Genomic DNA, 19,980 nt, shown 5'->3' with positions numbered 1-19,980 from the left:
GGTACTGCACAGATCTCGAGGGCTGCGCTGTACCTGTGGGAGCGGGCAAGCCCGCGAAGAGGCCGGCACAGACACCACAAAACCTCAGTTTTTCTCCGCCCGCTCGCGCAGCCCTTTCAGGGTATTGAACGGCGCATCCACCACGAACTTGTTGGCCACCATCGCCGGCACGCTACCACCTGGCTCGGTGTGCACCTGGTAGGTCACTTCAGTGCTGTCACCCTTGGGCACCAGCTTCCAGAAGCCTTCGACTTTTGCCACCCGAACAAAACCCTTCTCTTCCGGCAGGTAAGTCGGCTCTTCTTTCAGGTTACGGGTCAGGCTGCCATCCGCCTCCTTGACGGTCGTAATGTGCAGCACGGAATCACGCGGGGTCACCGGCCAAGGCGTATTGAACTGGGTGTAGGTCCAGCTTTGGTCGCCCTCGTGTTTGAGCAGCTTCTGCGACTTGCATTCGTGAATCCACGCACAGGCACCGGCCACGTCTTCCTGCAGCGCCTGCACCTTGGCCAGCGGCGCCTTGATCACGGTAACGCCCTGATAGGCCTTATACTTGGAACCGGCCACTTCGCTGAGGGATACCTTGATCCCGTCCTCGTCCTTGGCCACTTGCCAGTTTTCAGCCCAGGCCACAGGCGACAGCAGAACACCCACACCACACAGCAGTGCAATACGCTTGAACGATCTCATCATGTTTATCCTTGTTGTCGAAGATCCAGCCTGTCACGCCACCGTCATCTGCTCCCACCAGCCAAGAATCCTGATTGCCTCGTCACGATCACTGCCGCACACCTCGGCATCTGCCTTGAAACCACCGCACACCGCCGGCCGCTCAGGCTTGCCGAACAGGTCGCAAAGGTTGGCCGCAGTCAGGTGCAGACAGCGCTCACCCGCCGGCTTGCCATTGGGCATTCGCGGCATCGCAGAAGTGATGGACGGGGCGATGCAGCAGGCACCACAACCCTCACGGCATTGCATGGCTATTCACCAAAATCAGGACTCCCTGGAACAAAACGGGACGAACGTCCCTGGATAGTAACCGCTCAAACAGTCGTTTGAAATTGCTGGCACGATGAAATCTGCTGTGACCCAGCAGTCAGTTCTCGCCTATTGGCGATACTCGAAATCGATGGCAGCGCCCTCCACCTCACGACGGCTATCATTGCGCAGTTGCAGCTGCATTTCGTTGTTGATCAGCCGGCCATTGAGCTGGAACGGGCTGTCATTGGTCTCTGGCTTTTCTGTGAACATGGGTGGCAACAAAGGTTTGCGCCGCTGGATTGGGGAAAGCGTGCCCACATTCGGCTCAAGGTTGTTGACCATCTCGACGGGCAAGCTAAGGTCCAGCCCTGTCTTGGGCAATGGCTTGGCAACCGCTTTGCTGACCGGCTTGTGCGCGGGCTTGGCTGTCGCCTTTTTTGGCACGTGCTTACCCTGAGCCGCCTGAACCTCGTTTGCCGGTTGCGCAGCCAAGGCAGGGGCGACCGGGCAGCAAAACGGCAAAAGGCACACGATCAGAACAAAGCAGCGCAAAACGTTCATGGCAAATGGACAGACTGGCAGGAAAAATGCGTATGCTCCCTGTTCCACAGGCAGCTTGCAAGCCTTACAAAAGCGTAACCGCAGTCTCCCTGCACAACTGCTGCGCCAGCAAACCGAGCGTAATCACAGCCCGCTCGGCCTCCTTATTCCAAGGAATGCCGCAGTTGAGTCGGACACAGTGGTTGAACTGCTCTGTGTTACTGAATATCAGTCCTGGCGCAATGCTGATGCCCTGCTCCAGCGCACGCACATGCAGCTCCTGGGTATTGACCCGACCCGGCAGGCTCACCCAGAGAATGAAGCCGCCTGTCGGCCGGGTCATCTGGGTACCCTCGGGGAAGTGCTGCTGCACTGCCAGCTGATAGGCACTGAGGTTCTTGCGATATTCCTGGCGTATGTAGCGCAGATGCCGGTCGTAGCCGCCATTCTCCAGGTAGGCTGCCACGCCCATCTGCGTCACGCTACAGGCCGAGTGGGTGGTAAACGTCTGCAGGCGCTGAATCTCGTCCTGGTAACGCCCGGCGATCATCCAGCCCACCCGCACGCCAGGGGACAGGGTCTTGGAGAAGCTCGAACAGTAGATTACCCGGTCCAGCCGGTCGAACGCCTTCAGTGCCTTGGTCTTGCCCTGCTCGAACATCAGCTCACCGTAGATGTCATCCTCGATGATCTGGATATCGAAGTCCGAGGCCAGGCGCAGCAATTGCTTTTGCCGCTCTTCGGGAACGGTGCCGCCCAGCGGGTTGCTCAAGCGCGCAGTGAGCACCAGCGCCTTGATCGACCATTGGTTAGCCGCCAGTTGCAAGGCTTCAAGGCTGATACCGGTGGACGGGTCACTGGGTATTTCGATCACTTTCAAACCCAGCAGGTCAGCCAGCTGCAGCAAGCCGTAATAGGTCGGCGACTCGGCGGCGATCAGGTCACCTGGGCGGGTGAGCACCCGCAGCGACATCTGCAGGGCATCGACACACCCATGGGTCACGATCACTTCGCGCGGGTCGACCAGCACGCCGGCATCGCGCATGCGTATGGCGATCTGTCGGCGCAGCGGCTCGAAACCGGGGCTGAACATGTAGCTGAAGGCGCGCGGGCTATGGAAGCGCGTCACCTTGGCGATTTGCTGATGCAGGGCGCGCACTGGCAGGTAGTCGACATGCGGCACAGCAGCGCCAAACGGGAACACACCATCGCGGCGCGCCTCAGTCAGCACCTGCTGGATGATGCTGGCGCGCGTGACCAGGCCGGGGCGTTCCACCCGGGCGATGTCCGGGGTTTGCGCGGTCAAGGCAGGGGTCTGGTGCACGTAATAGCCAGACTGCGGCCGCGCCCGGATAAGCCCTTGGTCCTCAAGATTGGCATAGGCCTGCAACACCGTGGCATGGCTGACGTTGAGCTGGGCGCTCATCTTGCGCACGGAGGGTACCCGCTCGCCTGGCTGGTAGACACCGCGACGGATATCATCGGCCAGTTGCTGGGCGATACGCTGGTACAGCAGCAGGTTGGTCATGTCGACATGCTCGTTATTCTTGTACGGGTCACTGACGGTAGAGAATACCGTAACAGTTGCAAAGTGTACTGGGACAGATTGCAACATAGTCGACAATACAACAGCGTGACCGCTATCGAAACGATTAAACCGACATAAAACGGGCCGCAAAGCAGCCCGTTTCGACAAGACTCAGCGCGCTGGCGCGAGCCGACCCTTGTCATCGGAGAATACGATCTCCACTCGTCGGTTTTGCGCCCTGCCCCGCTCCGAAGCATTGGCCTCGATCGGGTACTGGTCGCCATAGCCCTCAACCTGCAGGCGCTTTTCATCGATGCCCAGGTCCACAAGCATGTCGGCCACGGACTGCGCCCTGTCGCGCGACAGCTTGAGATTCTCCTCGCCCGCGCCAGTACTGTCGGTATAGCCCTCGATACGCACTACCCGGCGCGGGTTGAGCTGCAGGAACTGCACCAGCTTGAGCACAGTCCGGCTGGCCGAGTTCTTCAGGTCGGCACTGCCGGTATCGAACAGCACATCGCCCAAGGTCATCACCAAGCCACGGTCGGTCTGCTCCGAAGCCAACGCAGCAATCTGCGACTCGACCCACTTGCCCTGCTGCTGCACGCTGGCCAGCTTGGCCTCACGCAAGGCCAGCTGCAGGCGCTGGCGCTCCAGGTCGAGCTTGGCCTGGCGCTCTTGGTTCAGCGCCAGCTTGGCATGCTCGCGGGCAATCTCGCTGTAGCGCTGGCTGAGGTAAGCATAATGCCGCACATCAGAACCGGTGCCGATGTAACTGGACAGGCGCTCGGCGCGAGCCAGCGACTCACCCGCCCGAATCACGTCACGCGGCGCGCTGCGTAGCACATCGGAATCATCTTTGACCCCCTGGAAGGCGACGGTGGCCTCATCCAGCGCGGCACTGCTGCGCTGGCTGGCACAACCTTGCAAACCTGCCGTCAGCGCCAACAATGCCAGTGCAGCCAAAGGCGTACGACGGATCATGGCTGCACCTCCAGTTGCTTGCGCAAGCGCTTGACCCGCGACTGCAGCACCTGCAGCTGCTCTTCGCTCTTCTGGTTCAGCACCTGGGCCTCGGCCAGGCGCGCATCCAGCTCGGCTTGCTCAGCGCGCATGCGCGCATCGCGGTAGTCCTGGGTAAGCATGTTGGCCTTGGCGCGGGCCAGCTTGTCTTCAGCCAGTTTCAGCGTTTCGACCTGCTCAGTGGCGCCGACGGCCTTGGCCTGGTCCAGTGCCTGTTCGGAAATGCGCATCTGCTCTTCAGGGGCCGGGTCATTGGCGCAGCCAGCCAGGCCGAGCACGGCCAGGGCAAGGATTAGTGGTTGGGTTCTCACGCAATCTTCCTAGTGTTTGGGGGCGTCCGCCGGTACCTGCATCTGCGCTTTCCAGCGCTCGACATTACGTTGCAGCACAGCTTCGGATGCACCAGAGATCGGCAATTCTGTCAGTTTTTTTGCCAATTGCCCACGCAACCAGCTGTCATTGCACGCCGAGTTGTGCGACAGCGCCAGGTACAGGCCCGGCCTGTCCACCGGCAAGCCGCGGGCTATCAGGTCATTGCTCATGCCCAGGCTCTGGGCCATGGCCATACCGGAGTAACGGCCAGCCAGCACATAGTCCACCTGGCCGAGTACCAGCTTCTGAAACGCCTGGGTCAGGTTTTGCGCCGGCACCAGCTTGAGCTGTGCCTTGGCGAACGCAGTAAAGGCCGGGGTCAGGCGTGCACGCTCGGACAAACTGCCCTGGTACCTGGCCAGATCGGCCGGGCCATCAAAGGTCACCGCTGCATCATGGCGGGTCCACACCAGGTACTCATTGAGCTGCAACGGCGGATGGATGTAGTCCAGCGCGGTCAGTTGCTCCACCTGCAAGGGGGTGTCGAGCAGCAAGTCCATGCGCCCGCTGCGCACCTCTTCCAGCGCCTGATCACGGCGACCGGCACTCAGCACCTCGACCTTCACACCCAGCTCTCCCGCCACCTGGCGCAACAGGTCAACGTTGGCGCCGATCAGGTGCTTCGGATCTTTCGGGTCTTGCCACGAATAGGGCGGCGCATCAGGGCTGCCGGTCGCCACCAGGCGCTCGCACTTGCCTGCGGCCATGGCCAGTGGTGACACCAACAGCGCCACACATGCCAGCACCCTGCCCGTTCCGCGCAACGTCATCCCTCACCCCTCAAGCCATAAAAAAACCCGACCCTCAAAACGAGGGCCGGGTTCTTTATAAGTGAAGCAGGCGGATCAGACCAGCTTTTCCAGCTCCGGCACCGCTTCGAACAGGTCAGCGACCAGGCCGTAGTCGGCCACCTGGAAGATCGGCGCTTCTTCGTCCTTGTTGATCGCCACGATCACTTTGGAGTCTTTCATGCCGGCCAGGTGCTGGATCGCGCCGGAGATACCGACGGCGATGTACAGCTGTGGCGCAACGATCTTGCCGGTCTGGCCGACCTGCATGTCGTTCGGCACGAAGCCTGCGTCGACTGCGGCGCGCGAAGCACCAACCGCAGCGCCGAGCTTGTCGGCCAGGCTGTACAGGTGCTTGAAGTTGTCACCGTTGCCCATGCCACGGCCGCCGGAAACGACGATCTTGGCTGCGGTCAGTTCTGGGCGATCGGACTTGGCCAGCTCTTCGCCAACGAAAGCCGAAATACCGGCGTTGTGGGCAGCGCCAACAGCCTCGACGGCAGCCGAACCACCTTCGGCGGCCACGGCGTCGAAGCCGGTGGTACGCACGGTGATCACCTTGATGGCCGCGCTCGATTGCACGGTGGCAATGGCGTTACCCGCGTAGATCGGGCGCTTGAAGGTGTCGGCGGACTCGACCGAGATGATCTCGGAGATCTGGTCCACGTCCAGCAGCGCGGCAACGCGCGGCAGGATGTTCTTGCCATTGGTGGTAGCCGGGGCCAGCACGTGGCTGTAACCCTTGGCCAGCTCGACGATCAGCGGCGCGACGTTTTCCGGCAGGACGTGGGCGTAGGCGGCGTTATCAGCCACCAGCACCTTGGCAACGCCAGCGATTTTGGCAGCGGCTTCAGCAACGCCACCGACGTTCTGGCCTGCGACCAGCACGTGCACATCACCACCGATCTTGGCGGCTGCGGCGACAGTGTTCAGGGTGGCCGGGGCTACGGCACCGTTCTCCGGACCTTGTAGAAGGTCAGCGACAACCAGGATAGTCATATCAGATTACCTTCGCTTCGTTCTTCAGCTTCTCGACCAGTTCGGCCACCGATTTGACCTTGATGCCCGCGCTGCGGGCAGCCGGGGCTTCAACCTTCACGGTCTTGTTGGTGGAGGCGAGGGAAACGCCCAGTGCGTCTGGAGTAACAGTCTCCAGCGGCTTCTTCTTGGCCTTCATGATGTTCGGCAGCGACGCGTAGCGTGGCTCGTTCAGGCGCAGGTCGGTGGTGACGATCGCGGGCAGGTTCAGCGCAACGGTCTGCAGGCCGCCATCGATTTCACGGGTGACATTCAGCTTGTCGCCAGCGACTTCGACCTTGGAGGCGAAGGTGCCTTGGGCGTAGCCGGTCAGCGCGGCCAGCATCTGGCCGGTCTGGTTGTTGTCACTGTCGATGGCCTGTTTGCCGAGGATGACCAACTGCGGCTGCTCCTTGTCGACAACGGCTTTGAGTGCCTTGGCCACGGCCAGGGAATTCAGCTCGTCAGCGGCTTCGACCAGGATGGCACGGTCGGCACCCAGGGCCAGTGCGGTACGCAGTTGCTCCTGGGCAGTGGTCGGGCCGACGGAAACGACGACGATCTCGGTCGCAACGCCTTTTTCCTTCAGGCGCACGGCTTCTTCGACGGCGATTTCGCAGAAGGGGTTCATGGACATCTTGACGTTAGCAAGGTCGACGCCGGAGTTGTCCGCTTTGACGCGAACCTTGACGTTGTAGTCGACCACTCGTTTGACAGCTACAAGAACCTTCATGGATTCCTCGTTACTCTCCGGTGAATAGATAGTCGCCTGGGGCAGAGCCCTGCGATGCGCGTGGGTACAAGGGCACCTCTAAAGACGTATCGGGAGACAGCAACTTCACAGTGACCAAACAGTCTTGTTCGGACTCTTGCGACAAATCCTCACGGGTCATTTCCTGTCGTGGCGTGTAAACTCCACTACAAACTGGCCTAAGCCCGCAAAACCCTGCTCCACACCTGGTCTTTAGAGGTGTACCTGCGCCCGGCTGCAAGCCTACGGCGAACGTAAAACCGCTCGTATCTTGACCGTAACACCCATTCCGGTCAATACGGCAAATCGGTCACCCTCCAGCCGCGTTCCTGTGATTTTACTGGCCTGCGGCAAATTCAAACAAACGTTTGTATTGGACCCGCCAAGTGGTGTAGATATAATGCGCGGCCAAGACAAAACGGTGTAGTCCGTCATTTGCCCAGCTACAGTTCCGCCGTTGCGTAGAACCGCTGCGAATGCCCCGCACCCATAAGACAAAGCAACAGCACGAGCCTTGATGAGTAGGAGAGAACCAGTGGAACGCGAATACATGGAATTCGACGTGGTCATCGTCGGCGCCGGCCCGGCGGGCCTGTCCGCCGCCTGCCGCCTGAAGCAGAAGGCCGCCGAAGCCGGTAGCGAAATCAGCGTCTGCGTGGTGGAGAAAGGCTCTGAAGTCGGCGCCCACATCCTCTCTGGCGCAGTGTTCGAGCCCCGCGCCCTGAACGAGCTGTTCCCCGACTGGAAAGCACTCGGTGCACCGCTGAACACCGAAGTGAAGCGCGACGACATCTACGTACTCAAGGATGCCGGCAGCGCGACCAAGGTGCCTGACCTGTTCGTGCCCAAGACCATGCACAACCATGGCAACTACATCATCTCGCTGGGCAACCTGTGCCGCTGGCTGGCCCAGCAGGCCGAAAACCTCGGTGTAGAGATCTACCCGGGCTTCGCCGCCCAGGAAGCGCTATTCGACGACAACGGCGTGGTCCGCGGCATCGTTACCGGCGACCTCGGTGTCGACCGTGAAGGCAACCCCAAGGACGGCCTGTACACCCCGGGCATGGAACTGCGCGCCAAGTACACCCTGTTCGCCGAAGGCTGCCGTGGCCATATTGGCAAGCAGCTGATCAAGCGCTTCAACCTCGACAGCGAGTCCGACGTCCAGCACTACGGCATCGGTCTGAAGGAAATCTGGGAAATCGACCCGGCCAAGCACGAACAGGGCCTGGTGGTGCACACCGCCGGCTGGCCGCTGGACGTGGTGGCCAAGGAAAACACCGGTGGCTCGTTCCTCTATCACCTGGAAAACAACCAGGTGGTGGTCGGCCTGATCGTCGACCTGTCCTACGCCAACCCCTACCTGTCGCCGTTCGACGAATTCCAGCGCCTCAAGCACCACCCGGTGATCAGCCAGTACCTCGAAGGCGGCAAGCGCATCAGCTACGGCGCCCGCGCCTTGGCCAAGGGCGGCATCAACTCGCTGCCGAAAATGGTCTTCGAGGGTGGCGCGCTGATCGGTTGCGACCTGGGCACCATGAACGTGGCCAAGATCAAGGGCAGCCACACCGCGATGAAGTCCGGCATGCTTGCTGCCGAAGCAGTGGCCGACGCATTGATCGCCGGTAGCGAAGGCGGCGATCAATTGAACAGCTATGTCAGCGCCTTCAAGGCCAGCTGGCTGTACGAAGAACTGTTCGCCAGCCGCAACTTCGGCCCGGCCATGCACAAGTTCGGCCCGCTGCTGGGCGCGGCGTTCAACTATGTCGACCAGAACTGGTTCGGTGGCAAGCTGCCGTTCACCCTGCACGACACCAAGCCGGACTATGCCTGCCTCAAGCTGGCCGCCGACTCGAAAAAGATCGACTACCCGAAACCGGACGGCAAGCTCAGCTTCGACAAGCTCAGCTCGGTATTCCTCTCCAGCACCAACCACGAAGAGGAACAACCCTGCCACCTGAAGCTGACCGATCCGAGCGTACCGATCGCCAGCAACCTGCCGCTGTACGACGAGCCAGCCCAGCGCTACTGCCCGGCCGGCGTGTACGAAGTGGTCACCCAGGAAGACGGCAACAAGCGTTTCCAGATCAACGCGCAGAACTGCGTGCACTGCAAGACCTGCGACATCAAGGACCCGGCCCAGAACATCACCTGGGTCACCCCTGAAGGCGCTGGCGGGCCGAACTACCCGAACATGTAAGGCCCCTGCCCTTGCGGCAACAAAAAGCCCCCGGTTCTCATGAGCCGGGGGCTTTTTGTTGGCTGCCATTATCAGGCAGTACGCACTTCCTCAAAGAGTTCTGGATGGCGATCCAGCAGCTTGAGCAGTTTCACCAACGCCACTGGCGGGGTGGTCTTGCCGTTTTCATAACGGGAGAACGCATTGACCCCACCACCGAAGATTTCCCCCGCTTCACGCTGGTCGAGGTCGAACTTTCTGCGCATGGCAGCAATGAAGCCGGGATCGACAACGGCTGCATTGACCTTGCGCTCAAACGCCGTCATCAGATCACTCATACGCTGGGCCTCGTCCATGCCCAGTACCGCCTCGCCACACGTCGGGCAGTAGTCACCAAAGATGTCCGGGATGACGGTCGCCTCACCTTTGTAGCGATACGGCATGTCTCGCGACTGCGCAACCAACTCCGCTCCTCCACATAGGGGACATTTCATTTCAAAGCTCCTTGAAAGATAGGATGAGCAGATCGTCGACCACCGTCAGCTTGAGGTAAACCCTGCCTACGGCGGTTTGCGCCCGATAGACATCCTGCCAAATACGATGATCGTTGTAGCTCGTCATACTTTTATGGAAGTCACCTGGCGATAGCCCGCGGACAACATCCAACATGTCATAGGGACCTAGCCCAAGCGACCGCGCTCCCAGGGTGGCCGCCTGGGTGGTACGTACCTTCCCTTGGCTCAATAGCACTTGCAGCCGATGCAAAGGGCAGTGAGGCGTTCTCTTTTCCATGAGAAATTAACCTTCCAGGTTAAATTTGGCCAATAGGTTATTCCAATAACCCCCGCCCGGAAGGATGACTCAATGCCCCATGCGCGTTACCCGATCATTTGTCGCCACACATGACCGGCATCGGCTCAGCCGCAAACACCAAAGGCTCACGACGCCCGAAATACAGGGCCGTCAGCAGCCCCACCGCGCCCATGATCAGACAAAACCCGACACACACCCATGGGCTCCACGGCATCAGCGCAATCAGTGCCAGCGGCGTGGTACTGGCCCACACTGCGTAGGCTACGTTGTAGGTGAAGGAAATGCCCGATACGCGGATCTGCGCCGGGAACAGCCCCACCATCACCGAGGGCACCACCCCGACCACGCCACAGCTCAACCCCGCCAGCGCATAGGCCAGCCAGGTCATGCCCCACTGCCCCACCAGGCTGGCGTACAACGCGCCAATACCCAGCGGCAGCAACAGGCTATACAGCATCAGCGCGCGCCAGGCACCCACACGGTCGACCAGCAGCCCGGCCAGCACGCAGCCCATGTTGAGGAAGACGATGCCCACACTGCTGAGGGCGAAGGTATGCCCGGCAGTCATGCCGAAACGCTGCTGCATCACCGTCGGCGTGATCACCACCAGCACCACCACCGCCGAGGTCAGCACACAGGTCAGCAACGCGGCTGGGATCAATGCCCGGCGGTGTTCACACAGCACTCGCCGCAGCGGAAAACTCACAGGTTGCTCCTGGCGCGCGCGCAGGGCGAGGAACACCGGTGTTTCACTGAGCCAGCGGCGCAGCCACACACCCACCACACCGAACACCCCACCCAACAGGAACGGGTAGCGCCAGGCGTAATCGAGGATTTCCTGCGGGGTGAACAGTTGCGCCAGCAAGGTTGCGGTCAGCGCCCCCAGCAGGTAGCCGAAAGTCAGCCCGGCCTGCAGAAAGCCCAGGGCATAACCGCGCCGCCCGTTGGGCGCGTGCTCGGCAACGAACGTCCAGGCGCTTGGCACTTCACCGCCTACGGCAGCCCCCTGGAGGATGCGCAAGGCCAACAGGATCAGCGGGGCGGCATAGCCGATGTCGGCATAGGTCGGCATCACCCCGATCAGCAGACACGGCAGGGCCATCATCAGGATGCTCAGGCTGAATACCCGCTTGCGCCCCAGGTGGTCGGCGAAGTGCGCCATCAGGATGCCGCCCAGCGGCCGCGCCAGATAGCCGGTGACAAAGATTCCGAAGCTTTGCAGCAAGCGCAGCCATTCGGGCATCTCGGGCGGGAAGAACAGCTGGCTGAGGGTCAGCGCGAAGAACACGAAAATGATGAAGTCGTAGATTTCCAGCGCGCCACCCAGCGCCGCCAGGCCCAGGGTCCGATGGTCGCCGCGGCTGAACCGGGGCGGGCGAGCGGTATCGATGGCAGTCATGGCAGGGTCCGCAGATCGGCAAAGGGCAAGAGCATAACAAATAGCTGCCCGATTGCCCCGCCGGTGGTACCGCTAGCGGTTGAACACCGTATGCGCAAAGTTGGCTCGCGGCCGTGGCCGCGCTGTACTGGCCGGCAGGGTGCCCGGCAGCGGTAGCCTGCCGACCACCATCGGTGCGTCGATGATTGCCATGAACGTCTCCAGCGCCTCGTTATCGGGCGCCTGAGGCAGGCTCAGGCTGACCGCCTGGCGCTCGGCCTGCGGCACTGCTGGCACTTTCAACTGGCTGGAATGGTAAAGCAGGGCATGCTGGATCTGCGTGCTGACACGGCAGAAGCGCTCCAGATCGACGCCACAATGGCTGGCCAGCTCGATATTGCCCAGCAACAGGTGAAAGGGCTGCAAGGCGCACTGCACCAGGCGCTGCAGCTCCTCGAAGCTGGCCACTGGGGCTATCCGGTAATAGCCCAAACCATTGAGCAACCGCTCCAGCTGCAGGCGCTGGCACGGGTGTGTATCGGCGATGAGAATGCGCAGGGTCTTGTTTACCATGGTCGGACCTAGGCCATTGGGTAATGGGCACGCTCCATGACCATACTGCGCCAGTAACGGCTAATGCCAAGGCCATGCCCGGCAACGGTCTTCTTTGATAGAAGTCGGGAAAGCCGCATAAATCAAGTGATTGACTGACGGAATTTGCATTTGCCTTTAACCTGGCAATCAGGATTCCCATTGCCGCATGCGCACTCGGCAGTGCTTCATGGCATTGACGATGTGCTTTTCCACCAGGCTGCGGGAGATGCCCAGCCGCTCGGCGATCTGCAGATGTGAAAGGCCTTCGATCTTGCGCAGCAGGAAGCATTCGCGGCAGGGGCCGGTCAGTTCGTCAAGCGCCCGCTGCATGAGGGCCAGGCGTTGGTTGAGCTGCAGTTCCTGCGCCAGCGCCGGCACATGCCCGCCCTCATCACTGTCGAGTATCTCAAGCGGTTCGGCCTGACGCACCAGATGGCGACGATGACGGTCGATCACCAGGTTCAGGGCGATACGGTACAGGAATGCGCGCGGATGCTCGATCTGCCCGTTGTCCGTTCGCTCCAGTACCCGCAGGTAGGCATCGTGGGCAACATCCTCTGCCGCCTGACGGTTACCCAAGCGCGCGGACAGGAAACTCACCAACTCACGATAGTAACGTTCCACAAACACACCTGGAATCGTCTGCACACCCACGCTGGGGCAGATGCAGAACTGAGTGATATCAGCGTGCGATCTTACAAAATATAATGATTCTCAGCAACGCACACCTGCGCTGTGCTTACCGTCAACCCGACGCCCGTACAACCTTGAGATTGCGGGCATACCAGGGACGCTGCGGCACCCGTGGTTGCAGCCGGGCAAAGAGGTCTTCGTTGCCATAAATGATGCGCAACGCCAGCTTCATGGTTTCCGGGTCCATTTCGACGCTTCGACCGGGCCGCAAGCCCGGCACCGTCGAACAGCCATGGGTATCGGGACCCAGCCACGGGTCAGCCACCGCCACCCAACGCCCGGGTGCGAACCAGGGCACGCCGTTCACCTGCAAGCGGCGGATCTCACCCGGGTGGACCCGCTCATGGGCTCGGAACCAATCGTCGACTCGGTCGTCGATCCAGCCATGAAAATGCCAGAACACCGGGTTTACATGTGACGAGAACGGGTCGCCAAGAAAATCGTTGCGTGCTTCGAACCAGCGCTCAGCGAAATCACCCGGGGTACGTGCAGCAGGCACCGGCATACCGTTGGACGGGTCGCGCGGCACCGCCGCCCAACGCATGTGCAACCAGTCATGCAGGCCCAGCTCCAGTTCTGAGCCGAACTGCCCCAAGGTCAGCTTGCTCAGATATTCCGGATCACTGTAGCGCGACTCCCAGACCTGAAAGTTGCCGTGGAAGGTATCCGGGCTTTTGATGTCGCGTACCCACTGGGTGTACTCCTGGTCGTCATGGGCCAGCCAGGTCGGTGGCAAGGCATTGCCGTCGTGGTTGTCGAAGTAACGGGCAAAACCGATGCGGTCACGCTCGAGCTCCGGCTGAGGCAGCGGGAACCGCGTCCACGAAGGCAGGTCCTGCAGGGCCCTGGCACTGCCGAGCATGTGCCGGTGCATGAACAGGAAGTCCTCTCCGGAACCGTTGCGATCCTTGTGCCGGCCACGCGCATCACGCTCCTGGCCACGCGGCCCGGGTTGCCAGCCCAAGCCACGCAGGGCGGATTGCTTGTCCTCTTCCAGCTTGTGCCACTTGTCCCGCGATGCGTGCCATAGCTGGTGGAACAGCCGATGCTCCGGCGAAATGAGCCAAGCCAGCAGCTGTGGCGACAGCGGCGTACGTTCGCGAGCCTCCGGGAAAGGCCGCTTCAAGGCCAGGAAGCCATTGTCCAGAACAGGCAGAGACAGGGCGCGGTCCAGGGCCGAGATACGACCATTGAGCGTTGCCGGCCCGGCATTGCCATAGGCGCCCCAGACCTCATCGAGCACCACATGGCATTCATAGCGCGCCTGCCCTGCACCGGGCTCGGTTGAAAACAGCCGCCAGCGCAACATCCCGGGCTTGTCCGTCAGCAAGTCACCCATGACCCGATAACGGGGTTCCTGCTCACTGCGCAGGCGTTCGGCGGTGTCCAGGTAACCTCGCAGCCCCCGGCCATTGCTGGCGACATCCAGAAACAATTCCAGCTCCCCGTCGGGCAAACCCAGCAGTTGGGCATCCTTGCCATGTGCAGTCCAGCGCCAGATGCCCCGCAGGATGTCACCCAGCTGCTGCAGGCGGGTATCGGCCAACTCGACAACAGCCTCGCCAGGCGTTTCCGGAAACGCCTCGGCATCCCGCTGGCGCTGTATATACAGCGCTCCGGGTACCGCTACGCCCGTCAATGCCACAGCAGCGATGAACCCGCGTCGAGAAATCGTCATTGCAACTACCTGCGCCTTCATTGCGGCCATGGAGCACGGCCCGTCCAAGGCTAGAACGTTGTACCTGCACTGAAATTTAACGCCGCGGCCGGGGCGGCTAAATTTCCTCCGTGTCGACTCGTTCACCCCAGGTAGCGACGGCCTCTGTGCCCTCCCTCGACGGCGAACCTACCGAGACCAAGATGACGACACCACGCTGGAAAAAAGCCCTGTACATCAGCCTGGCTGCGGCAGTCGCCGCGGGCGCCGGTCTGGCTGCCTGGTACCATTTCGCGGCCCCTGGCGGCTACTCCCGGGAAGTCGTTCGTCAAGCCAACGACTTGCAGGAACGCATCATCTCGTTCGACAGCCATGTCACCTTGCCGCTGGGCTTCGGCAACGAAGGCAGCGAAGCCGACAAGGACGGACCGGGCCGCTTCGACCTGGCCAAGGCTGCCCAAGGGCGGTTGTCTGGCGCGGCGCTGACCATCTTTGCCTGGCCCGAATCCTGGACGGGCGCAAACAGCCCGCATCGCCCCACGCCAGGTTTCGTCGAGGCCGCCCGCCACACCCAGGAAGTGCGCTACAACGCCATCACCGCAATGGTGCGCGACTTCCCCGAACGCGTCGCCATCGCCTACACCCCACAGGACATGCGGCGCTTGCACGGCGAAGGCAAGTTCGCGGTGTTCCTGAGCATGCTCAATGCGTATGCGCTGGGGGACGATATCGACCAGCTCGACCGCTGGGCGGCACGCGGGGTGCGCATGTTCGGCTTCAGCTACGTCGGCAACAACAGCTGGGCCGACTCGTCTCGTCCCTTACCGTTCTTCAATGACACTGTCGATGCGCTCGAGGGTCTGTCCCCCATCGGCAAGCGCGCCGTACAACGGCTCAATGACCTGGGTGTGATCATCGATGTCTCGCAGATGTCCAGCAAGGCGCTGAACCAGGTCATTCAGCTCAGCCGTACTCCGGTGGTGGCGTCGCACTCGGCACCACGGGCCATGGTCGATATCAACCGCAACCTGTCCGACAAGGAAATGCAGTTGATCAAGGAAAGCGGCGGGGTCGTGCAACTGGTCGCGTTCTCCAGCTACCTCAAGCCGCTCAGCGCGCAGACCCAGGAAAAGCTCAATGCCTTGCGTGCCCGCTACGCGCTGCCGCCACTGGCTGACCTGAACTACGCGCTGATGCCTGGCGACCCGGTCATAGCCGGCTGGCCCGAGCAGAAGGTCGGGCAATATGCCAACGAACTCTATGCAATCCTCGAACAGGAGCCGCCAGCGACCCTGAAGGACTACGGTGATGCCATCGATTACACCGTGCGCAAGCTCGGCATAGACCACGTAGGCATCAGCTCGGACTTCAACGAAGGCGGCGGCATCGACGGCTGGCACGACGCCAGCCAAGCACGCAACGTAACGGCTGAACTCATTACCCGCGGCTACTCCGAAGCCGATATCGCCAAGCTTTGGGGTGGCAACTTCCTGCGCGTCTGGGCACAGGTACAGAGCGCCGCCCGCGGTACCGCCACTTCACTGCGCTAAGCCATTGGGCACCTTTATGAACGACCGCCGCAATTTTCTCAAAAGGGCCGGCATCCTCGCCGCCGGCCTGCCCCTCGCCAGCCATCTGCTACCCGTTGCCGAGGCCGCCACGCCGATACCGAGCGCCGGCAACCAACGATGGGCCGATTTTCGCCGCCTGTTCGAACTCGACCCAAACTATGCGCACTTCGCCAACTTCCTGATCACCTCTCATCCAAGGCCGGTACGCGAAGCCATCGAGGCCCTGCGTGCACGTTTCGACCGTCACCCGGCGCTGATGGTCGACTGGGATGCCCAGTCGGAGTGGAAGCACGAGGCTGAGGTACGCCAATGGGCGGCACGCTACCTGGAGGTGGCGCCACGCCAGATTGCCCTGACGGGCAGCACTACCGAGGGCCTGGGTTTGATTTATGGCGGCATCAAGCTTGCGCCCGGCCAGGAAATCCTGACCACGGTGCACGAGCATTCCGCCGCACGGCAGACCATGAACTACCGCAGCGCCCGCGATGGCAACCCGGTACGCAGGCTACGCCTGTTCGAGCAACCCTGGCAGGTGAGCACCGACCAGGTGCTGGGTACCGTGCGGGCCGCCATTTCCCCACAAACGCGCGTGCTGGGCATGACCTGGGTACATTCGGGCAGCGGGGTGAAACTGCCGGTTGGCGAAATCGGTGCGCTCGTACGCGAGGTCAATCAGAACAGGGACGAACGCGACCATATCCTGTATGTCATCGACGGGGTTCACGGTTTTGGCGTCGAGGACATGCGCTTCGCCGACCTGAACTGCGACTACTTCATATCCGGGACCCACAAGTGGATGTTCGGCCCCCGCGGGACAGGCATCATCTGCGCCGCATCCTCGGCACTGGGGCAGCTGCAACCGAGCATCGCCACCTTCTCGGAAAACGAAGACTTCGCCACCATCATGAGCCCGGGCGGTTACCACGCCTTCGAGCACCGCTGGGCCCTGGGCAAGGCGTTCGAACTGCACCTGCAAACCGGCAAGGCTGCCGTGCAGGCACGCATCCACGCCCTCAACGACTACCTGAAGCAACAGCTGGAAAGCCTGCCTGCCATCGAACTGGTGACGCCGCGCAGCAGCACCCATTCGGCGGGCTTCACCTTCTTTCGCGGCAAAGGCCAGGATGCCGACGCGCTGGCCAGTTACCTGACTAGCCAACGCATCATCGTCGACGCCGTCTCGCGCGATGCCGGGCCAGTGGTGCGCACTGCGCCGGGTTTGCTGAATACCGAAGCGGAAATCGACCGCTTGGTCGACGTACTGCGCCAGCGCCTGCGCGCCTGACAACCCGGGCCCGGCCACACGCGCCCATGCCAACCCTGCACAACGACAACCGACGAGGCTTACCGTGGACCTTCAGCGCATACTCGAAAAACTGTTCGTCAATGCCCATGCCGTCGGCATCGAAGGCGTGTTCCAGTTCGACTTCGGCCAGGGACTCGCCTACTGGTCCGAGGTATGCGCCAACCCCTGCACGGGGGATGGCTGGCATGAGGCTCCGGACGTCACGATCGAAGTGGCTCAAGATGACTTCCTCGGCATCATGGCGGGCGCTGTCGACGTAGAGGAGCTTTTCGCCAGTGGACGCCTGAAAATAACCGGCAACATGGGCCTGGCGACCCTGCTGCCGCAGGTTATCAGCAGCGCGCGGCAAGGCGCGACCACCAGCAAGGCAGCAATGAACCAGCGCTACCCCACGCCAGGACGCTACAGCGAGGAGGTCTCGGCAGCCCAACCCGTGCTGTATGAGGTACAACGCCTGCCACGGGCCGAAATGCCGCCGTCGCGGTTTCACCATGAACACCTTTCAACGGGCGTGCCAGTGGTGCTGAGCGATGCCCTTGGCGACTGGCCGCTGTTCACCATGGGCCGTGACGCTTCGCTGGCCCACTTTGCCGAGCTGCAGGGCATCACCCGGCATGGTGACTACGTGAAGAAGACGTTCTCTACCGACCGCGACTTCCGCGCCACCCCCATGGCCGACTTCATCGCTTCGCTCGACAAGCCGGCCAAGCCCGGCGAGCCGCCCGCCTACATGGGCAACAATATCGTGCCGGAAAAGCTGCAGGCTCTGATCCGCTACCCGGACTACTTCGATCGCCAGCGCTTCATTCCACCGCGCATCTGGATCGGTCCCAAAGGCACCCTTACACCCCTGCACCGGGATGACACTGACAACCTGTTCGCCCAGGTCTGGGGGCAGAAATCGTTCATTCTGGCAGCACCGCACCATCGCGCCGCACTGGGCACCTGGTCAACCAGCCCGAAGGGCGGCCTGGACGGCTGCGATTTCAACCCCGATGCCCCCGACTACGAGCGCTTCCCCGAAGCCCTTAAGGTGCCCTTCCTGCGCGTGGTGTTGCAGGCCGGCGACTTGCTGTTCCTGCCCGAGGGCTGGTTCCACCAGGTAGAGTCAGTGTCCACGTCGCTGTCCGTGAACTTCTGGGTAGACTCCGGACGCGGCTGGTAACCGGCGTGACGGCAACCTGATCTTGATGGGCCATTGGCGCAGGCGATGGGCCGCAATGCGGCCCTGACAAAGGTTCAGACTGCCGCGATCAACGCCTCTGCAAAGCGCTGCGCCACGTCATCGATCTGCTCAGCGCTGATGATCAACGGCGGCAGGAAGCGCACCACCGCGCCATGCCGCCCGCCCAGTTCCAGGATCAACCCGCGCTTGAGGCACTCGCGCTGCACCTTGGCCGCCAGCTCTCGGTTGGCCTGTGGATACCCCAAGGCATCCCGCTCGCCCTGCGGCTCCACCAGTTCGACCCCAAGCATCAAGCCACGCCCGCGTACATCACCCAATTGCGGATAGTCACGTTGTAATTGCTGTAAGTGCTGACGCAGGCGCAGCCCCATGGCCTCGGCATGCTCGGCCAGGCGATGCTCGACCAGGTAGTGGATCACCGCCGAACCCGCCGCCATGGCCATCTGGTTGCCACGGAAGGTACCGGCATGGGCGCCCGGCTTCCAGGTGTCCAGCCAGTCGCGATAGACGACTACCGCCAGCGGCAGGCTGCCACCGATGGCTTTGGACAAGGTGACCACATCGGGCACGATGCCGGCGTGCTCGAAGGCGAACATGCGCCCGGTACGGGCGAAGCCGCTCTGGATCTCATCGACGATCAACGCCACGCCCGCCTGCTCGGTAATGCGCCGCACGCCCTTGAGCCATTCGATGTCGGCCGGAATTACCCCGCCCTCACCCTGTACCACTTCGAGGATCACGGCGGCGGGCAGCGGCACGCCGCTTTCCGGATCGAGCAGCAGGTTTTCCAGGTAATGCAGGTTGGCCTTGACCCCGGCCTCACCACCCAGGCCGAACGGGCAGCGGTAGTCGTAGGGGTACGGCATGAACTGCACGCCGCTGCTCAGCAACGCACCCAGTGGCTGCTTGGGGCCAAGGCTACCCATCAGACTCAACGCGCCCTGGCTCATGCCATGGTAGGCGCCGTGGAAGGCCAGCACGGTGCTGCGCCCGGTTGCACCACGCACCAGTTTGAGCGCCGCTTCAACGGCGTCGGTACCGGTTGGGCCGCAGAACTGCACCTTGGCCTCGCGACGCAGCGCCTCGGGCAGGATGCCGAACAGGTCCTGGACGAAACGGTCCTTGACCGGTGTGGTCAGGTCGAGTGTATGCAGCGGCAGTTCGTCAGCCAGCACGCGCTGGATTGCCTCGACTACGACCGGGTGATTATGACCCAGCGCCAAGGTGCCAGCGCCGGCCAGGCAGTCGATGAACTGGCGGCCTTCGACGTCTTCAACATGGATGCCCCGGGCGCGCTTGAGCGCCAGCGGGATGCGTCGCGGGTAGCTGCGGGCGTTGGATTCCTGCTGTTGCTGGCGTTGCAGCAAAGGCGAATCGGTGAATTCGTACAAGGGTTGCGGCAAGCTGGCCGGTGCAACCTGGGCAAGGCTGGAGGCGGTGGACATGGGTGAATCCTCGCAAGCAAGCGGATGGGCGGTTATCGCTTTGGAAACGCTTGAGTGGGGGGAGGATTTAGCGGTTGTTACTGGATTTTATTTTTGTCTGTGCCGGCCCTTTCGCGGGTAAACCCGCTCCTACAAGGACCGCACCGCCCGTAAGAGCG

Annotated in this window: 20 protein-coding genes; 4 read left to right on the top strand and 16 right to left on the bottom strand. The window is 62.0% G+C overall.

Annotated features, from left to right (window positions below):
• Positions 1-84: 84 nt before the first annotated feature.
• The 9 genes from ACK59Z_RS24410 to ACK59Z_RS24370 all read right to left on the bottom strand — a co-directional run bounded on the left by ACK59Z_RS24410 (position 85) and on the right by ACK59Z_RS24370 (position 6,982).
• Positions 85-690, bottom strand: a complete 606-nt coding sequence (locus ACK59Z_RS24410) for an START domain-containing protein (protein ID WP_108190341.1) — start codon at positions 688-690, stop codon at positions 85-87.
• A gap of 33 nt (positions 691-723) precedes the next feature.
• Entirely contained in the window at positions 724-978 is a 255-nt protein-coding gene (locus ACK59Z_RS24405; RefSeq protein ID WP_108190340.1) for a YkgJ family cysteine cluster protein, read from the bottom strand.
• Positions 979-1,107: 129 nt separating this feature from the next.
• A complete protein-coding gene (locus ACK59Z_RS24400) occupies positions 1,108-1,542 on the bottom strand; it encodes a hypothetical protein (protein WP_088513741.1) in 435 nt (144 codons plus the stop codon).
• Between the two features lie 64 nt (positions 1,543-1,606).
• Positions 1,607-3,049, bottom strand: coding sequence for a PLP-dependent aminotransferase family protein (locus ACK59Z_RS24395; protein WP_003254223.1), 1,443 nt, complete (start codon positions 3,047-3,049; stop codon positions 1,607-1,609).
• 171 nt (positions 3,050-3,220) lie between these two features.
• Complete coding sequence (locus tag ACK59Z_RS24390; RefSeq protein ID WP_003254225.1) at positions 3,221-4,033, bottom strand: OmpA family protein; 813 nt, start codon at positions 4,031-4,033, stop codon at positions 3,221-3,223.
• Positions 4,030-4,383, bottom strand: a complete 354-nt coding sequence (locus tag ACK59Z_RS24385; protein ID WP_014859265.1) for a DUF4398 domain-containing protein — start codon at positions 4,381-4,383, stop codon at positions 4,030-4,032. The genes ACK59Z_RS24390 and ACK59Z_RS24385 overlap by 4 nt, the downstream gene beginning before the upstream one ends.
• 9 nt (positions 4,384-4,392) lie before the next feature.
• Positions 4,393-5,214, bottom strand: a complete 822-nt coding sequence (locus tag ACK59Z_RS24380) for an ABC transporter substrate-binding protein (protein ID WP_108190339.1) — start codon at positions 5,212-5,214, stop codon at positions 4,393-4,395.
• A 75-nt stretch (positions 5,215-5,289) separates the two neighbouring features.
• Positions 5,290-6,231, bottom strand: coding sequence for an electron transfer flavoprotein subunit alpha/FixB family protein (locus tag ACK59Z_RS24375; RefSeq protein WP_047604111.1), 942 nt, complete (start codon positions 6,229-6,231; stop codon positions 5,290-5,292).
• 1 nt (position 6,232) lies between these two features.
• Positions 6,233-6,982, bottom strand: coding sequence for an electron transfer flavoprotein subunit beta/FixA family protein (locus ACK59Z_RS24370; protein ID WP_409293854.1), 750 nt, complete (start codon positions 6,980-6,982; stop codon positions 6,233-6,235).
• Between the two features lie 535 nt (positions 6,983-7,517).
• On the opposite strand from ACK59Z_RS24370, the gene ACK59Z_RS24365 reads away from it, so the two are divergent.
• Complete coding sequence (locus tag ACK59Z_RS24365; protein ID WP_012051718.1) at positions 7,518-9,200, top strand: electron transfer flavoprotein-ubiquinone oxidoreductase; 1,683 nt, start codon at positions 7,518-7,520, stop codon at positions 9,198-9,200.
• Between the two features lie 71 nt (positions 9,201-9,271).
• On the opposite strand, the gene ACK59Z_RS24360 is transcribed toward ACK59Z_RS24365, so the two are convergent.
• From ACK59Z_RS24360 to ACK59Z_RS24335, 6 genes are all read right to left on the bottom strand, one after another.
• Positions 9,272-9,673 (bottom strand): type II TA system antitoxin MqsA family protein, encoded by a 402-nt coding sequence (locus tag ACK59Z_RS24360; protein WP_029380550.1) that lies wholly within the window; start codon positions 9,671-9,673, stop codon positions 9,272-9,274.
• A 1-nt stretch (position 9,674) separates the two neighbouring features.
• Complete coding sequence (locus ACK59Z_RS24355; RefSeq protein WP_019750831.1) at positions 9,675-9,971, bottom strand: type II toxin-antitoxin system MqsR family toxin; 297 nt, start codon at positions 9,969-9,971, stop codon at positions 9,675-9,677.
• A 94-nt stretch (positions 9,972-10,065) separates the two neighbouring features.
• On the bottom strand, positions 10,066-11,391 hold the full coding sequence (locus ACK59Z_RS24350; RefSeq protein WP_319903245.1) for an MFS transporter: 1,326 nt from the start codon (positions 11,389-11,391) through the stop codon (positions 10,066-10,068).
• A 72-nt stretch (positions 11,392-11,463) separates the two neighbouring features.
• Positions 11,464-11,943, bottom strand: a complete 480-nt coding sequence (locus ACK59Z_RS24345; RefSeq protein ID WP_012051716.1) for a hypothetical protein — start codon at positions 11,941-11,943, stop codon at positions 11,464-11,466.
• Positions 11,944-12,111: 168 nt separating this feature from the next.
• Complete coding sequence (locus ACK59Z_RS24340) at positions 12,112-12,588, bottom strand: sigma-70 family RNA polymerase sigma factor (RefSeq protein WP_003254241.1); 477 nt, start codon at positions 12,586-12,588, stop codon at positions 12,112-12,114.
• 121 nt (positions 12,589-12,709) lie between these two features.
• A complete protein-coding gene (locus tag ACK59Z_RS24335; RefSeq protein ID WP_047604117.1) occupies positions 12,710-14,335 on the bottom strand; it encodes a twin-arginine translocation signal domain-containing protein in 1,626 nt (541 codons plus the stop codon).
• A gap of 182 nt (positions 14,336-14,517) precedes the next feature.
• On the opposite strand from ACK59Z_RS24335, the gene ACK59Z_RS24330 reads away from it, so the two are divergent.
• The 3 genes from ACK59Z_RS24330 to ACK59Z_RS24320 all read left to right on the top strand — a co-directional run bounded on the left by ACK59Z_RS24330 (position 14,518) and on the right by ACK59Z_RS24320 (position 18,356).
• Positions 14,518-15,864, top strand: coding sequence for a dipeptidase (locus ACK59Z_RS24330; protein WP_409293851.1), 1,347 nt, complete (start codon positions 14,518-14,520; stop codon positions 15,862-15,864).
• 16 nt (positions 15,865-15,880) lie between these two features.
• Positions 15,881-17,170, top strand: a complete 1,290-nt coding sequence (locus tag ACK59Z_RS24325; protein WP_108190336.1) for an aminotransferase class V-fold PLP-dependent enzyme — start codon at positions 15,881-15,883, stop codon at positions 17,168-17,170.
• A gap of 64 nt (positions 17,171-17,234) precedes the next feature.
• Complete coding sequence (locus ACK59Z_RS24320) at positions 17,235-18,356, top strand: cupin-like domain-containing protein (RefSeq protein WP_108190335.1); 1,122 nt, start codon at positions 17,235-17,237, stop codon at positions 18,354-18,356.
• Between the two features lie 74 nt (positions 18,357-18,430).
• Here the strand turns inward: ACK59Z_RS24320 and ACK59Z_RS24315 are convergent, their stop codons facing one another.
• Positions 18,431-19,822, bottom strand: a complete 1,392-nt coding sequence (locus ACK59Z_RS24315) for an aspartate aminotransferase family protein (RefSeq protein ID WP_014859274.1) — start codon at positions 19,820-19,822, stop codon at positions 18,431-18,433.
• Positions 19,823-19,980 lie beyond the last annotated feature (158 nt).

Source organism: Pseudomonas sp. KCJK9058 (assembly GCF_046230975.1).
GTDB lineage: Bacteria > Pseudomonadota > Gammaproteobacteria > Pseudomonadales > Pseudomonadaceae > Aquipseudomonas > Aquipseudomonas alloputida.
The sequence above is the reverse complement of the archived record's forward strand: the minus strand, read 5'-3'. Positions and strand labels throughout refer to the sequence as shown.

Coding starts and splice junctions, on each gene's coding strand:
- ACK59Z_RS24410 (WP_108190341.1), bottom strand. CDS start 690: ATGAGATCGTTCAAGCGTATTGCACTGCTGTGTGGTGTGGGTGTTCTG.
- ACK59Z_RS24405 (WP_108190340.1), bottom strand. CDS start 978: ATGCAATGCCGTGAGGGTTGTGGTGCCTGCTGCATCGCCCCGTCCATC.
- ACK59Z_RS24400 (WP_088513741.1), bottom strand. CDS start 1,542: ATGAACGTTTTGCGCTGCTTTGTTCTGATCGTGTGCCTTTTGCCGTTT.
- ACK59Z_RS24395 (WP_003254223.1), bottom strand. CDS start 3,049: ATGACCAACCTGCTGCTGTACCAGCGTATCGCCCAGCAACTGGCCGAT.
- ACK59Z_RS24390 (WP_003254225.1), bottom strand. CDS start 4,033: ATGATCCGTCGTACGCCTTTGGCTGCACTGGCATTGTTGGCGCTGACG.
- ACK59Z_RS24380 (WP_108190339.1), bottom strand. CDS start 5,214: ATGACGTTGCGCGGAACGGGCAGGGTGCTGGCATGTGTGGCGCTGTTG.
- ACK59Z_RS24375 (WP_047604111.1), bottom strand. CDS start 6,231: ATGACTATCCTGGTTGTCGCTGACCTTCTACAAGGTCCGGAGAACGGT.
- ACK59Z_RS24370 (WP_409293854.1), bottom strand. CDS start 6,982: ATGAAGGTTCTTGTAGCTGTCAAACGAGTGGTCGACTACAACGTCAAG.
- ACK59Z_RS24365 (WP_012051718.1), top strand. CDS start 7,518: ATGAGTAGGAGAGAACCAGTGGAACGCGAATACATGGAATTCGACGTG.
- ACK59Z_RS24360 (WP_029380550.1), bottom strand. CDS start 9,673: ATGAAATGTCCCCTATGTGGAGGAGCGGAGTTGGTTGCGCAGTCGCGA.
- ACK59Z_RS24355 (WP_019750831.1), bottom strand. CDS start 9,971: ATGGAAAAGAGAACGCCTCACTGCCCTTTGCATCGGCTGCAAGTGCTA.
- ACK59Z_RS24350 (WP_319903245.1), bottom strand. CDS start 11,391: ATGACTGCCATCGATACCGCTCGCCCGCCCCGGTTCAGCCGCGGCGAC.
- ACK59Z_RS24345 (WP_012051716.1), bottom strand. CDS start 11,943: ATGGTAAACAAGACCCTGCGCATTCTCATCGCCGATACACACCCGTGC.
- ACK59Z_RS24335 (WP_047604117.1), bottom strand. CDS start 14,335: ATGACGATTTCTCGACGCGGGTTCATCGCTGCTGTGGCATTGACGGGC.
- ACK59Z_RS24330 (WP_409293851.1), top strand. CDS start 14,518: ATGACGACACCACGCTGGAAAAAAGCCCTGTACATCAGCCTGGCTGCG.
- ACK59Z_RS24325 (WP_108190336.1), top strand. CDS start 15,881: ATGAACGACCGCCGCAATTTTCTCAAAAGGGCCGGCATCCTCGCCGCC.
- ACK59Z_RS24315 (WP_014859274.1), bottom strand. CDS start 19,822: ATGTCCACCGCCTCCAGCCTTGCCCAGGTTGCACCGGCCAGCTTGCCG.